At 43.0% G+C, this 13,903-nt stretch carries 14 protein-coding genes and 1 other RNA gene; 6 read left to right on the top strand and 9 right to left on the bottom strand.

Annotated features, from left to right (window positions below; genetic code table 11):
- Positions 1 to 40 precede the first annotated feature (40 nt).
- Together QZ323_RS09240 and rnpB are read right to left on the bottom strand one after the other, a co-directional pair.
- Complete coding sequence (locus QZ323_RS09240; RefSeq protein ID WP_294634333.1) at positions 41 to 1,357, bottom strand: YihY/virulence factor BrkB family protein; 1,317 nt, start codon at positions 1,355 to 1,357, stop codon at positions 41 to 43.
- Between the two features lie 28 nt (positions 1,358 to 1,385).
- Positions 1,386 to 1,782: RNase P RNA component class A (gene rnpB / locus QZ323_RS09235), an RNA gene on the bottom strand.
- Between the two features lie 515 nt (positions 1,783 to 2,297).
- Here rnpB and QZ323_RS09230 point away from each other — a divergent pair.
- The 5 genes from QZ323_RS09230 to QZ323_RS09210 all read left to right on the top strand — a co-directional run bounded on the left by QZ323_RS09230 (position 2,298) and on the right by QZ323_RS09210 (position 8,881).
- Positions 2,298 to 3,506 carry an NlpC/P60 family protein gene (locus tag QZ323_RS09230; RefSeq protein ID WP_294634331.1) on the top strand — a complete coding sequence of 403 codons (1,209 nt, stop codon included), beginning with the start codon at positions 2,298 to 2,300 and terminating at the stop codon, positions 3,504 to 3,506.
- A 693-nt stretch (positions 3,507 to 4,199) separates the two neighbouring features.
- Positions 4,200 to 5,759, top strand: coding sequence for a trypsin-like peptidase domain-containing protein (locus QZ323_RS09225; protein ID WP_294634330.1), 1,560 nt, complete (start codon positions 4,200 to 4,202; stop codon positions 5,757 to 5,759).
- Positions 5,760 to 6,085: 326 nt separating this feature from the next.
- Positions 6,086 to 6,946, top strand: coding sequence for an RNA polymerase sigma factor RpoD/SigA (locus tag QZ323_RS09220; RefSeq protein ID WP_007209697.1), 861 nt, complete (start codon positions 6,086 to 6,088; stop codon positions 6,944 to 6,946).
- Positions 6,947 to 7,118: 172 nt separating this feature from the next.
- Complete coding sequence (locus QZ323_RS09215) at positions 7,119 to 7,523, top strand: hypothetical protein (RefSeq protein WP_294634328.1); 405 nt, start codon at positions 7,119 to 7,121, stop codon at positions 7,521 to 7,523.
- Positions 7,524 to 7,684: 161 nt separating this feature from the next.
- Positions 7,685 to 8,881, top strand: a complete 1,197-nt coding sequence (locus QZ323_RS09210) for a clostripain-related cysteine peptidase (RefSeq protein ID WP_294634326.1) — start codon at positions 7,685 to 7,687, stop codon at positions 8,879 to 8,881.
- 143 nt (positions 8,882 to 9,024) lie between these two features.
- Here QZ323_RS09210 and QZ323_RS09205 read toward each other — a convergent pair whose 3' ends face one another.
- On the bottom strand, positions 9,025 to 9,375 hold the full coding sequence (locus tag QZ323_RS09205; RefSeq protein WP_294634324.1) for a helix-turn-helix domain-containing protein: 351 nt from the start codon (positions 9,373 to 9,375) through the stop codon (positions 9,025 to 9,027).
- A 268-nt stretch (positions 9,376 to 9,643) separates the two neighbouring features.
- Here QZ323_RS09205 and QZ323_RS09200 point away from each other — a divergent pair, with 268 nt between their 5' ends.
- On the top strand, positions 9,644 to 10,183 hold the full coding sequence (locus QZ323_RS09200; protein WP_294634323.1) for a flavodoxin family protein: 540 nt from the start codon (positions 9,644 to 9,646) through the stop codon (positions 10,181 to 10,183).
- Between the two features lie 399 nt (positions 10,184 to 10,582).
- Here QZ323_RS09200 and QZ323_RS09195 read toward each other — a convergent pair whose 3' ends face one another.
- The 6 genes from QZ323_RS09195 to QZ323_RS09170 form a co-directional block, all read right to left on the bottom strand.
- Entirely contained in the window at positions 10,583 to 10,831 is a 249-nt protein-coding gene (locus QZ323_RS09195) for a hypothetical protein (protein WP_294634322.1), read from the bottom strand.
- A gap of 41 nt (positions 10,832 to 10,872) precedes the next feature.
- Positions 10,873 to 11,790: a hypothetical protein gene (locus tag QZ323_RS09190; RefSeq protein ID WP_294634321.1), complete on the bottom strand. Its 918-nt coding sequence runs from the start codon at positions 11,788 to 11,790 to the stop codon at positions 10,873 to 10,875.
- Between the two features lie 3 nt (positions 11,791 to 11,793).
- Complete coding sequence (locus tag QZ323_RS09185) at positions 11,794 to 12,375, bottom strand: hypothetical protein (RefSeq protein WP_294634319.1); 582 nt, start codon at positions 12,373 to 12,375, stop codon at positions 11,794 to 11,796.
- Between the two features lie 10 nt (positions 12,376 to 12,385).
- Entirely contained in the window at positions 12,386 to 12,748 is a 363-nt protein-coding gene (locus QZ323_RS09180; protein WP_294634318.1) for a hypothetical protein, read from the bottom strand.
- Between the two features lie 4 nt (positions 12,749 to 12,752).
- Positions 12,753 to 13,034, bottom strand: a complete 282-nt coding sequence (locus QZ323_RS09175) for a hypothetical protein (RefSeq protein WP_294634317.1) — start codon at positions 13,032 to 13,034, stop codon at positions 12,753 to 12,755.
- A 392-nt stretch (positions 13,035 to 13,426) separates the two neighbouring features.
- A complete protein-coding gene (locus tag QZ323_RS09170; RefSeq protein ID WP_290099491.1) occupies positions 13,427 to 13,813 on the bottom strand; it encodes a hypothetical protein in 387 nt (128 codons plus the stop codon).
- Positions 13,814 to 13,903 lie beyond the last annotated feature (90 nt).

Genomic DNA, 13,903 nt, shown 5'->3' with positions numbered 1-13,903 from the left:
TGTGTAATTTGTGGTGAGAGCCAATGAGTTTCTTCCTTATCTAAAGATCTTTCAGTAATACGTGGCTCGCACTTCTGTAATACTCTTCTCTTGCGCGGGTCAATACATTCCACTGCTCGCTAAATTCCTTGTCTTTGTCTATTTTAAAATCTTCCGACCCGTGTGTGTCGAGCCGGTCCAGCAGAAGAGCGACATTCATCTGGTTGATGTCCATAGAAGGCTGATAGCTGATCTCTTCACTTTTTTCGTCCACTACTTCGTGAAGGAGATTGATTTCCTGTAGTTCGTACAACGTCTGGCGAGTCAGCCGGATCGGAATCTGATATGTCTCCGAGATCTCTTCGGCGGAATAGGGCTTGGCGTTTTCTTCAAATCTTTTGGCAATGAGCGACATGATAAGGATGGAGACAAAATCGCGATAGCGTCGGCTGATATTCCTTGTGTCTTTGTCGAAACTGAAATTTCGGATGTTTTGTCCAGCATAGGTCAGCTCTGCACCAAACAGACAGATGGTCCACGATATTTGCAGCCACAACAAAAAGAGTGGGAGGGCGGCAAAACTACCGTAAATGGCATTGTAACGCGATACCCACAACTGTCCGCCGATGTACAGGTACTGGAATGCCTGATGCGCCGTTCCGGCAAGGATGCCCGAAATGCAGGCGTGCTTGAACTTCACTTTGGTGTTCGGCATATAGATGTATAGTCCCGTAAACATGAACCAGGTCAGCACAAAGGGAATCAGGCGGATGAGGAACTTGAGTATAGGGGCAAGCAGTACAAAGTCTTCTATATACTTCAGCGTGGTGCTCATAAAGATGGAAAGACTGCCCGAGAGCACAATCAGAATAGGCATCAGCAGAAACATGGAAAAGTAATCCGTGATTTTGCGATACATGCTACGTGCCTTCTTCACCTGCCAGATGCGGTTGAACGTGATTTCGATGTTGCTGATCAGGTTGATAACCGTCCACAGCAACATGACCAGGCCTATCCCGATGAATACGCCGCTTTTGGTTTCTGAAAGATAAGAGTCCACAAATTGGAGGATGACTTCCGTGGTCTGGCTGTAGCCTCCGAATCCCATTCTGAACTGGTTTTCCATCAGATTGGAGAAGCCGAATCCGCGTGCTATAGCAAACAGGATGGCGAGGATGGGCACTATGGCAAGCAGCGTGCTATAGGTCAATGCGGAAGCTTTGTTTGCCAATCTGTCTTTGGTGAAACGGTTAATGCACAGGTAGATAGTCTTGATTATGTTATAAATGGAAAAAGTGGTCTGAGTGACTTCATTCTCTGTGATACGCCAGATGTCGTATGTCAGAAATTTCCAGAAAGCGGTGATGCGTTGGTTCATAATCGGTGAAAATGGAAATTGAAAAAAGAAAAACAGTCAGTCTGTAAGCCGGGTTCTGTACTCACCAGAAAGAAGAAACCGTCATCCGGAAACTTCCATTCAGGTAAGTGTCTGTCATTTATCTGAGCTGCATGTCACCATACAACTTTAGCGGTCTACCCTCCGACATGGAGCGAGCAACTCTCATAACGTCGGTTTACATGACCTTACAACTCCCAAGACGTACAGCCCTTGTGTCACCACAAGACTGGTAGGCTCTTACCCCACCTTCTCACCCTTGCCAATACCTCAAAAAGAGCTACGGCGGTTATTTTCTTCTACGTTACTCTACCCTCGCGGACAGCTTTCTGTTAGGAAGTGGGATGCTCTGTGTTGCCCGGACTTTCCTCATACGCTAATGCGCAAGCGACAGACCGACCAACTGTTTTCTGCGGCAAAGATAGTGTAAACCGGGGGGAGAACGAAATGATTTGTCCGTTTTTTCTGCAGATTTGAAGGAAATATGCGCTATTGTGGTGGCGAATAATCCCTGTCTGCTCCACTTTGCATGTGCTTCTCATTTTATTCTACTCTGATATTTATCTGATAATATCGGTATGTATCAGTGAGATATCGAATAAGAATCGAAGCAATGTCGTAAATGATACGGCAGAGCCGTAAAACAGAACCTATTTCCAAATATTATCAGAAAACTATGTTCAGAATAAGAGCCTGTTTAAATTCTGTTCAGCCTTCTTTTTAGAGTTCTTTTTGAGGATGTTTTCCTGTTTTTATGAGGATCATAGCGGGCTATGTGACGAATAAAAAGAGGAAAACAGACCGGAAAGAAGCTCAAAAGAAGCTGAATAAAAGACTTTTTGAAGAAAATTTAAACAGGCTCTAAAAACTATTCCTAACTTTGGTGGCATTAAAATGAATTTTAAAATCATACGAACTTATTATGAAAAGATTTCTTCTTGCTCTGCTTTTACCCTTTTGGGCTTCCTTGGGTTCCGAGGCTTCCGAAGTGGGAGATAGGGTGATGCCTGCCGATGTGCTCCAGTTGTCCGACCGCCTGAAACGCTTGTATGCTCCGGACAGGCGGGTGGCACTTTTCGATGTGGATTACTCTTTTTTGGGTAAGAATGTGATGCTGCGTGGCGTCACCACCTCTCCCGAAGCCAAGGCAGCATTGCTCAGCGGGTTGGCTCAGGCTGACTATAAAGTGATGGACTGCCTGCAAGTATTACCGGACACGGCATCGTTGGAAGGAAAGATCTATGGTATCCTGAATCTATCAGTGGCAAGCCTACGTACCGATCCGGACTTTTCATCAGAGATGATGACCCAAGGTCTGCTGGGGATGCCCGTCCGCGTGTTGCAGCACGATGGTTGGTATCGGATACAGACGCCGGACGACTACATCGCATGGGTGCATCGCGTAGGCGTCCACCTGGTGACGGAAGACGGACTCCGTGACTGGAACGCAGCTGAAAAGATTGTGGTGACTTCCCATTACGGCTTTGTCTATTCCGAGCCGAACCTGACTTCTCAAACCGTCTCCGATGTCGTGGCGGGCAACCGTCTGAAGTGGGAGGGGAGCCGTGGTGCATTTTATAAGGTGGTCTATCCCGACGGGCGCACCGGATATATCTCCAAGTCCATCTCCATGCCGGAGAAGAAATGGCGTGCCGCTCTGAAGCAGGATGCTGCCAGCATCATCCGTACGGCACACACCTTGATGGGAGTTCCCTATCTGTGGGCAGGCACTTCATCGAAGGGAGTGGATTGCAGTGGTTTTATGCGTACTGTTCTTTTCATGCATGATATCATCATTCCTCGCGACGCCTCGCAACAGGCAAATGTGGGTGAACACATTGATATCGCTCCCGACTTCGGTAACCTGCAACCCGGCGACTTGCTCTTCTTCGGTAGTAAGGCCACGGCAGACCGGAAAGCCCGTGTGGTGCACGTTGGCATGTATATAGGTAATAAACGCTTCATTCATTCGCAAGGTGATGTGCATGTCAGCAGTCTGGATGTGTCCGATCCGCTCTTCGATGAGTACAACCTCAATCGTTTGCTGTTTGCTTCGCGCGTGTTACCTTATATAAATAAGGAGGCGTCTCTCAATACTACAGATACCAACCCTTATTATATGGCTGATTGAGCATGCTTTAGGGAGAACTATAAGAGCCTGTTTGATTTTTCTTCAAAAAGTTTGGTTCTTCGTCACTTTTGGGGCAGTAAAATATACTAAACACCTTTATCTATAGACTATACCAGCTTATTTAAGGGAATAAAATTAAAGCTATCAAAAGACACATGTTCAATAGGACAAGCATTACCTTGTTAGGCAATAAATTTACTAGCTTTAACACATGAACTGCCCCAAAAGTGACGAAGAACCAAAAGTTTTTTATTCAGTTTCTTTTCTTAAAAGAAGGCTGAACTAAATTAAACAGGCTCTAAAACCTTATTTTAAACTGAATAAACACCTATACAAAGCAAAAGAGGGGGCTTGAAGACTGCTGCTTTTGCTGCATTAGCTCCAAGCATGTGCGAAGGCTGGAAGGGGGGATGGAGGTGATGAAAGGCAAGATTATCCTGTCTGATTTGCCGGATATCGGGCGGCTGTAGTTGCAGTGACATTCTATCTGCCTTATTTTCACGTCAGTAATAGTACACAAATGTAAAAATGTCAGGTTCTGTCGTTAACCGCTGTTAAGCCCTAAAAGTCCATTGTTAAAAGAGAACAAAAAAGAGTGACAAGCGGAATAACCGAACGATTTTTGTCGTTATTTTAACGCCGAAATGTTAAATGAAACTCGAATATTAACACTTAAAACCATAGAAAATGATTATGAAACAAACAACAAAAAACATTCTTGGGGTTGCAGCTATCGTACTTCTGAGTTCAGGAGTAGCAGGTTTAACCACGTATAAGATGCTGCACAAGGAAACGCTTGTAGCCAGTGGCAATGCGTTTGATGACATGTTTCAGCAAAACCCGAACGTACGTTTGGCCGCTTATAATGCTGTTGACGCTCAGCCCGTGGACTTGACGCAGGCAGCAGAAAGTTCAATCCATGCTGTGGTGCATATCCGCTCCACTCAGACCTCTAAGGTGCAGGAAGTGGAAGTGAGAGATCCGTTCTCCGATTTCTTTAGTGAGTTTTTCGGTGGTCGCGGCGGTACACAAAGACGCCAGGTGCAGACACCGGAACGCACAGGCTTCGGTTCGGGCGTCATCATTTCCAAAGACGGATATATCGTGACGAACAATCACGTGATTGCCGGTGCGGACGAAATCAGTGTGACCTTGAATGACAACCGCCAGTTCAAGGGACGCATCATCGGTACGGACGAAAATACCGACTTGGCACTGATCAAGATCGAAGGCGACGACTTCCCGACTATTCCAGTGGGCGATTCCGACGCGCTGAAAGTAGGCGAGTGGGTACTTGCCGTAGGTAACCCGTTCAACCTGACTTCTACTGTGACGGCAGGTATCGTCAGCGCCAAAGCACGTTCGCTGGGCATGGCTAAAGAGAGCATCGAATCCTACATCCAGACGGATGCAGCGATCAATCAGGGTAATAGCGGAGGCGCGCTGGTCAATGCACGCGGCGAACTGATAGGCATCAATGCAGCCCTGTTCTCTCCGACAGGTTCGAACACAGGTTATGGTTTTGCCATCCCCACCAGCATTATGAAGAAAGTGGTTGCCGACTTGAAGCAATTCGGTACCGTACAACGCGTGTTGCTGGGTGTTCAGGTCACTACTCTTACTGAAGAGCCGGGCGATACTCAAATGAAGGATGAAGAAGGCAGAAAGGTGAGTGACATCAAGAAAGAAGCCAGAGAGAAGTACAACGTTGTCGACGGACTTTGGATACGCAAGATCGTAGAAGGCGGTTCCGCAGCAGGCTCCGACCTGAAAGAAAACGATGTCATTATCGGCATGGACGGTAAAGCCATACACAAGTTTGCCGATCTGCAAGAGGCTTTGGCAAAACATCGTCCGGGCGACAAGGTGAAAGTGAAAGTAATGCGTGACAAGAAAGAGAAATACGTAGAAGTTACGTTGAAGAACGAACAAGGCACTACGAAAGTCGTGAAGAATGCCGATATGGATATCTTGGGCGCCGCTTTCCGTCCCATCCCCGACGATCTGAAGAAGCAGCTCAATCTGGGTTACGGTCTCGAAGTGACAGGTGTCAGCAACGGTAAGATGGCAGAAGGTGGAATCCGCAAAGGTTTCATCATCCTGAAAGTGAACAATGTGCCGATGAAGACGCTGGAGGACATGGAAAAGGTAATGAAAGAAGCCTCCAAGACACAAGAACAAGTACTGTTCATCACCGGTATGTTCCCTTCAGGCAAACGTGCCAGCTATGCGGTGAGCATTGCTCAAGAATAAATAGGTCAATGTATAAAAGGTAATGATAGGTATAAGGTAAGAAGATTGTAATATAAGCTAACAAAAAAGAAAAGAAGCACCGGCAGATAACTTGTCGGTGCTTTTTTTGTTTATTATGATGCTATTCAGGCCTGATGGACAAGACGGGAAAACGATGGCAAATTGGTATCCATTTTCTTTCTGTCTGGCATTTTTTCGGGAGATTTCTGAAAAAACAGTCCGAAAAAGGCCGGATAAACAACTTTTTGAAGAAAAATTAAACAGGTTCTTAGTTTATAACTAAATAAAATGTCGTAACTTTGCAACCCCAAATCTGTTTTAGAAGAATGAGACAACTAAAGATTACAAAAAGTATCACTAACAGAGAGAGCGCTTCTCTTGATAAGTATCTGCAGGAAATCGGTCGCGAAGACCTTATCACTGTCGAAGAGGAAGTGGAGCTCGCTCAACGCATCCGTAAAGGTGACCGTATCGCATTGGAAAAATTGACACGTGCCAATCTGCGTTTCGTTGTATCTGTGGCCAAGCAGTACCAGAACCAAGGTTTGAGTTTGCCCGACTTGATTAATGAGGGTAATTTAGGACTGATCAAGGCTGCCGAAAAGTTCGATGAGACACGTGGTTTCAAGTTCATCAGTTATGCGGTGTGGTGGATACGTCAGTCCATTTTGCAGGCTTTGGCAGAACAGTCGCGTATCGTGCGTCTTCCGTTGAACCAGGTAGGCTCGCTGAACAAGATCAGCAAGGCATTCTCTAAGTTCGAGCAGGAAAACGAACGTCGTCCGTCGCCCGAAGAGTTGGCAGATGAACTGGAGATTCCTGTGGACAAGATCTCTGATACGTTGAAGGTGTCCGGACGCCACATTTCGGTGGATGCGCCTTTTGTAGAAGGAGAGGACAACAGCCTGTTGGATGTGTTGGTAAACGATGATTCTCCTATGGCGGATCGCTCTTTGGTGAACGAGTCTCTTGCGAGGGAAATTGATAGAGCACTTTCTACGTTAACCGATAGGGAAAAAGAGATCATACAGATGTTTTTCGGTATCGGACAGCAGGAAATGACACTGGAAGAAATCGGCGACAAATTCGGTTTGACCCGTGAACGTGTACGCCAGATCAAGGAAAAAGCAATTAGAAGATTAAGACAAAGTAATCGTAGCAAATTGCTCAAGTCTTATTTGGGATAATAAGAAATATCAATTTCCGACAACTGAAAGGAATTAAAGCCGGTAGGTCACGACAGTGACCTCCGGTTTTTTTTTGCGTAAGTCCTGAGGGAGAAATCATAAATAATTCGGAATACAGAGAGGGAATCTCACTGCTTTTATCTACATTTGCCGTGATTTAAATTTTATTGTTATGAAATACGTTCGTATATTGTTTGCCGTAGCCTTGGTTTTCATGGTGTGTTCGGCATTTTCGTTGAAGAAGGTCAAGGAAGAAAAGACTGTGTATGCATTCGGCATTGCCGCTTCTTTCACGGATACGGTGGTGTACTACACCGCTATTCAGCCATTGGATAGTGTGAAATTGGACAAGAACGGCTTCTTGCCCAAACGTGAGCTATATACCTATCAGTTGAAAAACTATTTGGAATATGAGTTGGGTAGTCCCGACTATACTTGCATGATCTATTTTTCCAATAACAAGGGTAAACTGGAGAAAGAGGCCACCAAGGTGCAAGGCAAATATAAGAAGAACAAGACAATCGTACTGACTCCAATTGATGCGGAAGCATTCCGTTTTAAGAAACCGGAGGAGTAACAGTCTGCTCTCTTCTATGTTATCAGAACTAAAGATTTCTTTTTCCTTGAATTAAGAACTTCATTCCGTCTGAATGATTTCATTCCGTCTGAATGATTTCATTTCATCTGAACTAATGACTTCTTTCGTATGAACGCCCCATTAGATTATCGTTTACTATCATGAAAAAGCAATTCTATCTTTCCCTGTGGATGTGCATCTTTGCGTTATTGGCCGCCTGTGTTGATGACAAGTTGGAAACTGAAACTCCTCAGAATGGCGGTCGGACTGTCTTGGTGTACGTTGCTGCCGACAATAGCCTCTCTTCGTTTGCTTCGGCGGACTTGGCTGAGATGAAGACAGGGATGGCGAAAGTGAAGGACGATGCCGGTGTTCATTTGCTGGTCTATATAGACAATGGCCAGTCCGCCCGTTTGCTGGAACTGAAGAATGTTGGAGGAACTGTGACGGAAACTGAAGTCAGAAACTACGGGCAACGTAATTCGGTAGGCGTTTCCGAGACCAAGGAAGTGTTTGCAGAAGTCTTTCAGAATCCCCAATACAGGGCAGATAGCTATGGATTGGTCTATTGGTCACACGGAGAAGGCTGGTTGCCTTATCCGTTACGTGTCGGTACCCGCTGGATAGGGCAAGATAAAGGGGATGGAACAGACCATCGGATGAACATATCAGAATTTGCCGAGATACTGTCAACGGCTCCCCATTTTGATTTTATTCTATTTGACGCCTGCTTCATGCAGTCTATAGAAGCGGCATACGAGTTGCGCAGTTACACAGACTATCTCATCGGGTCGCCGACGGAGATTCCCGGTCCCGGTGCTCCTTATGATGAGGTTGTTCCTGCCATGTTTACTGCGGATGATGCAGCTGTAAGCATGGCTACCGCCTATTATTCACCTTATGCTGCCCGATATAATCCGAATGTAGATGTTTCCAATTGGAACTGGACAGGCGGCGTTTCCGTATCCGTGTTGCGGACCGACCGTTTGGAACAGTTGGCGCAGGCTACTAAGCGTGCCATGACCGAATCGGTTGACAATGCCTGGCTTCGGAGCGGCGTTGTATTTGATTACGATAAACGCAGAAGCAGCAGTAGCAGTCGTGTGGGTTATTATGACTTTGCCGGTATGATGGAGCAGGTGGCTACCGATGCGGCATACGATGAATGGAAAAAGGCTTTTGACGATGCCGTAGTCTATTGGACTACTACGGCGGAGAATTATTCCTCTTATGTCGGAAGGTTCTCTATGGAAGGTGCGACAGGAGTGTCGTGCTACATCCCTTCTGCACAGAATACTCCGACCGATAATGCCTATCGCTCTACCAGCTGGTATGAAAGCGTCGGTTTCCGTTGGTAATCCATATTAGTTTTCTGTAGAACACAGTGCGATACATGTTTCCGGGCATTTTGTAATTGTTTGTTGCGCAATATACGTTTCCTGAACCTCAGGTTTAGCGTGCCAAAGCTGAGGTTCAGAAACATAAACGTGAGCTTTAGGTACTATCTTTTTCCATACTTCTGAATGAACAGATTCCGGTTCGTTTCTCCCCATGTAATCATGGCATCGAGTATGGGCAGTAGTGAACATCCCAGTTCCGTGATGGTGTATTCTGAACGGGGTGGTAGTTCGGGATAGATGGTCTTGACAATAAGTCCGTCGTCCACCAACTCTTTCAATTGCAGGTCGAGCACGCGCGGCGTGGCTTCGGGCAACGCCTTGTGTAGTTCGCTCGGGCGCATTGTTGCATCACGCAGTTCATCGAGTATACAGGATTTCCACTTGGAATCTATCAAACTCATTGTCAGACGCAGCGGACAACTTAAATCTACGGGTATCTTTCTTTCGTACATCTTTCTTTTGTTTTTACCTTCCGCAAAGGTATACATAAATCCCCACAGCAGGGATATACCGAATAATTTTTCAGTATCTGAATAATTTTTCGGTACTTGCGGAGGTCTGCATTACCCTGTAACTTTGCAAGCGATTAATATAACCATAAACAGATATGAGAGATTCAATAAAGGAATATGAGGCAGTGCAAGAGGCTGCTATGAAGTTTGTAAAGAGCGTGGCGAAAGCCTATAATCAGAATTCTAACACAATAAAATAAGTGAGTAGATGAATATAGTAGTTATTACGGGAAGTCCCCGAAAGAATGGTAACAGTTTCGCCATGACCGCAGCGTTTGTAAGGCGTGCCGAAGAACTTGGCCATACTATACGGCGATTTGATGCCGCTTTCCTGAAAATTGGCGGTTGTCGTGCTTGCGAGACATGTTATAAGACCGGTAAAGCATGTTCGTTCGACGATGATTTTAATGCAATTGCTTCTGCGATTCTGGAGGCAGATGTGGTGGTTTATACGATGTCGGTGTACTGGTATTCTATTCCGGCGCAGGTCAAGGGAGTTATAGACCGCATTTTCTCTTTGGTTGTCGGAGGCAAGGATATAGCAGGTAAAAAATGCGCTTTGATTACCTGCTGCGAAGAAGACGACATGAGTGTAATGGACGGCGTACGGATTCCCATTGAGCGTTCCGCTGCATTGCTGAAATGGGAAATGGTTGGCGAGGTGCTTGTTCCCGGTGTTTTCAAGGTAGGAGAGATAGACAAAACGAACGGATGCCGACAGGCTGAAATACTTGCTGAAAAACTTTGAGTATGGGATGGATGGATTTTCCGGAGATTTTCCGTAAGTCTGTATAAGAAATATATTTCCCTGAAACTAAGAAAGTTAGAAAAATCACCTCGTTTTGAGGTAATGAGTTGGCAACCGTTCTAATTGCTGTGTTCTGCATCGCTTTGCTTGTTCGGGTAACTCATTTACGAATCAAAGGTATGAAATAACCATGAGAAAACATTCGGTTTACATCTAAAATTTATCATTTAAATTAGACTTATTCTCTATTTTGTATTTAGAATACAAATGATATTATAAGAAATGATTAGTCATAAGTCATTTAAGCAACTCCATTTGCGAGATACAAAAATACAATGGTGAAAACACTATTATGATTCTTTTTCACCATTGTATTACTGTGTTGACAATTGGACTAAATTAATTATCACGCAAATCCTTCATGTCTTTATGTAAGTCAACACCAGCATCTAAAATATGGAAGAATAGCCACTCAATCTGCTCTTTTGTCAAATAAATATTGCCCTGTGAGTCTTTGTCGTAGATTTGCTGTGCGACAATTTGTGAGCGTACTCTGCATCTTTCTATAATTTCCATCCATCCTGCATCCTCTATTACGGTGTAACCTCCATCAATTGTCGGATAATTGAGATTACCATATTGGTACATCTTTTTAGAGTCCCATAGACATTGTTTGTAAAAACCGCTAACTAATTCAGGACAAGTTTGTGAAGCAGTACGATAAGCGAGAAATTTATCAGAAGAAAATTGCAAGTCTGGGATAACGAAAAAAACTCGCTGTCCATAAACAAACTTTGCATTTCTGTTGGAAAGAAGTAAAACAACTCCGCGCGATTGGAATAGACATCTGCTGTTTTTATTTTATCTGGATTAAGTTCAATATATCTACTCATATACAAAAACAATAATCTAAGCAATTTGCAGAAGATAAGAGGTTCATCAATCCCTTTTTCATTTCCAGATATATGAGCAAGTTTACTGAGACGGATTATTTCCCATATTGATTCAATATACCCAATTATTGCTCTTTCGTTATGCCAGTATATGTTAGGCATTACAACTGCTCTTGTGAGTGAATTAAATAGATATCCTATTCCCCTTTGTTCTCCACTAGCAATTAGTGCTTTACCAATAGTGGATTGAATCAATGGATGGGCAGCATGTTTGTATTTCTCTAAAAAGGCCTTGTCATATGTATAAACTTCATATAGCCAACTTTCTCTATATGATTTGTACCGTTGGCTTTGTTCGTCTGTATATTTTCTTTGACCAGTTCTTCTGCTTTCCCATTCCTCAATAAAATCTTCCAAATCATATTCTTCTAATTTCAGGTATGGGTTAAACTGTCCTAAAGTAATATACAACCTTTCTTTATTGCCAATTTGGTAAAATTCGGTCTTGTTTTTCGCCTTAAATAAGGCAATTTTCTCTTGCAGGATTTTGAACCATAGTTCATTGTCAAAATTTGGAATTTGTTTGCCTTCGCAATACGTCTGAAATTCAGCGACATATTGGCTTATGTCGCTGAATTTCTTTCCATTTAGCTGACGAATAAATTCAAGGGTTAATGGATGACCAGCCAGAAATGAGCTCAAATCTTCGTTCATAACTTACGGCAACGGGTTATATCTGTCTTGTAGAAAACGAGTAGTGTATAATTGACCTAGTCCAACAGTTAATGTGTTATAGTCATTTAGAGGCATCGGTTGGATAATTGCACCAGAGACTTCTGTAATAGCTTTTAACGGCGAAATCCCTGTCACACAGAAAGCTGCCCATGCCAATGTTGCCTTATCACTTATCAGATAATGAAGATAAGAGAACTCCAGTTCTTCTTTTGCAGGCTTGCTTCCCATCTGAACTCTTTGGATTAAGCCGATAAAATCTCTATAATGAATTGCGCCAACAATCTCGTCTGGATTGTTTTTAATCCACGACTCTAAATAAGGCTGAACTTTTGTTACTGCCGTTTTTGAGTAAAGTTTTTCTAAGGTCATAGCTGCCTCTTGGAATGAATTGTATGATTTTTGATCGATAATATTCATCAAATCATTCCACATCTTGTTCATGGTGTAGCGTCTATAAAAGATATTCAGTACAACTTTTTGGGGATATTCGGTACTTGTGTATCTGTTCCTCCATGTACAAAGATTATTTATTCCCTCTGTGAGGGCCGGTGTCATATCTATCATGATAAAAAATTTAGAATCCCAACATTTTTCCAAAAGAGTCCATCATTTCATCAACATCAAACGCACTGTTCATCTGTTGGCTACTTGTCTTGCCAACCTGCATGTTTTGAGGATATCTCGACGAAAACTCAGAATAAGTGATTTCGCGCACTCCATCAGGGAGAATTGGAACTATTATTTTATCTCCACACTGTACTAAAAATATGGTTCCCTCGAAACTTTGTGCTTCACCAATTATAACACCGACCACGCCTTTATTCGGGTAAAAAGTGTATTCATTCCAAGCGTTTTTATTTGCTTGAATTCCAGAGATAACTAAATCTGAATTACTGCGCACTTTTGCACTGTTTATTATTTTTACAAATGTTTCCATAATCTCAAATATTATGTAAATTAGTAAATTTCAACTCTTTGTTAACCTTGAGAAAATACAGTCTTTCTCTTTCATTAATGTGTCCATCTGCTCGTGCCATATCCTGAAGAAGATATGCTAATAAATTTCTTTTATCTTGCGACATTTCTTTTAAAATAGATATAGCTGTTTCATCTGACATTTCCAATGCTTGATTAAACTCATTTTGTCCCACATGTATCATTGAACAAATTTTGTTTAATAAGTCCATTTCCTGAGAAACAACAGCTCCACCAGCAGTCATCATACATTTAGTAGCATATAAAATTGCTATTTTTTCTTTGTACAATAAGTCCATAGTCAAATGCATATGCCTTCAGTTCCTCTCGGCTTTTACTTATTAAACCACGAAGCGTGGAACTGCATGCCGCACTCTTTACTTGAAGGTTGTAGGAAACCTCGGATACAGATGCAACAATAGCAGCCCACGCTATAGCGTGAGAACCACTATGCTATTCTTGTATCCAATTTGAAAATTTCCTACGTTTTCAAGTTCAAGATAAGCATAACGCCTCTTCTTTTTCTCGTATGTCTTGGAGAGAGTTACCTCAATCCGCTTACAAAAGTAGAAGATTTTTCTGATGAATTCCTATCTCCTAATGTTTTTATTTGCTTTTGGAGTGAAATTTAGAGGACATTCTATATTTTCAGTCCTTTATCCTGCTTTGTATTTTTAATCTCCAAACCATTTCTCCATTCATTCGCTTTCTGTCTGAACCATAGCACAAGCGGAATGTCATTTACGCATATATGGAAATGTCCTTTTTTGTTCTTGTCCTCCTCAAATGAAAAAGCCGCATTTTCGTCACGGAACTTTCGGTTGAACTCGGGAGAATAGAAATCCCCTTTCAGCCTAACCTTTTTCAACATGCACAACTCCTGAATTACTCTTTCAGAGAATTTCAAGGTGTTTTGGCAGAAGTCAATTAACGGTAACAGCTTTTCCATATAAGGGAAGTATCGTTGTATCTTATCCACATATTCATTGAACTTGGTACGTTCTTCTTTATGTTGTTCCCGTTCCATTGTTCTGATATGTTGTATCAATTCTTTGTTCTGATTGTAATAAGCAAATTTTAAATCGTCATTTTTCGGTAAAGTTAAATCGACATATGA

Origin of the sequence: uncultured Bacteroides sp., assembly GCF_910585845.1 — a bacterium.
Taxonomy (GTDB): Bacteria; Bacteroidota; Bacteroidia; order Bacteroidales; family Bacteroidaceae; genus Bacteroides.
The sequence above is the reverse complement of the archived record's forward strand: the minus strand, read 5'-3'. Positions and strand labels throughout refer to the sequence as shown.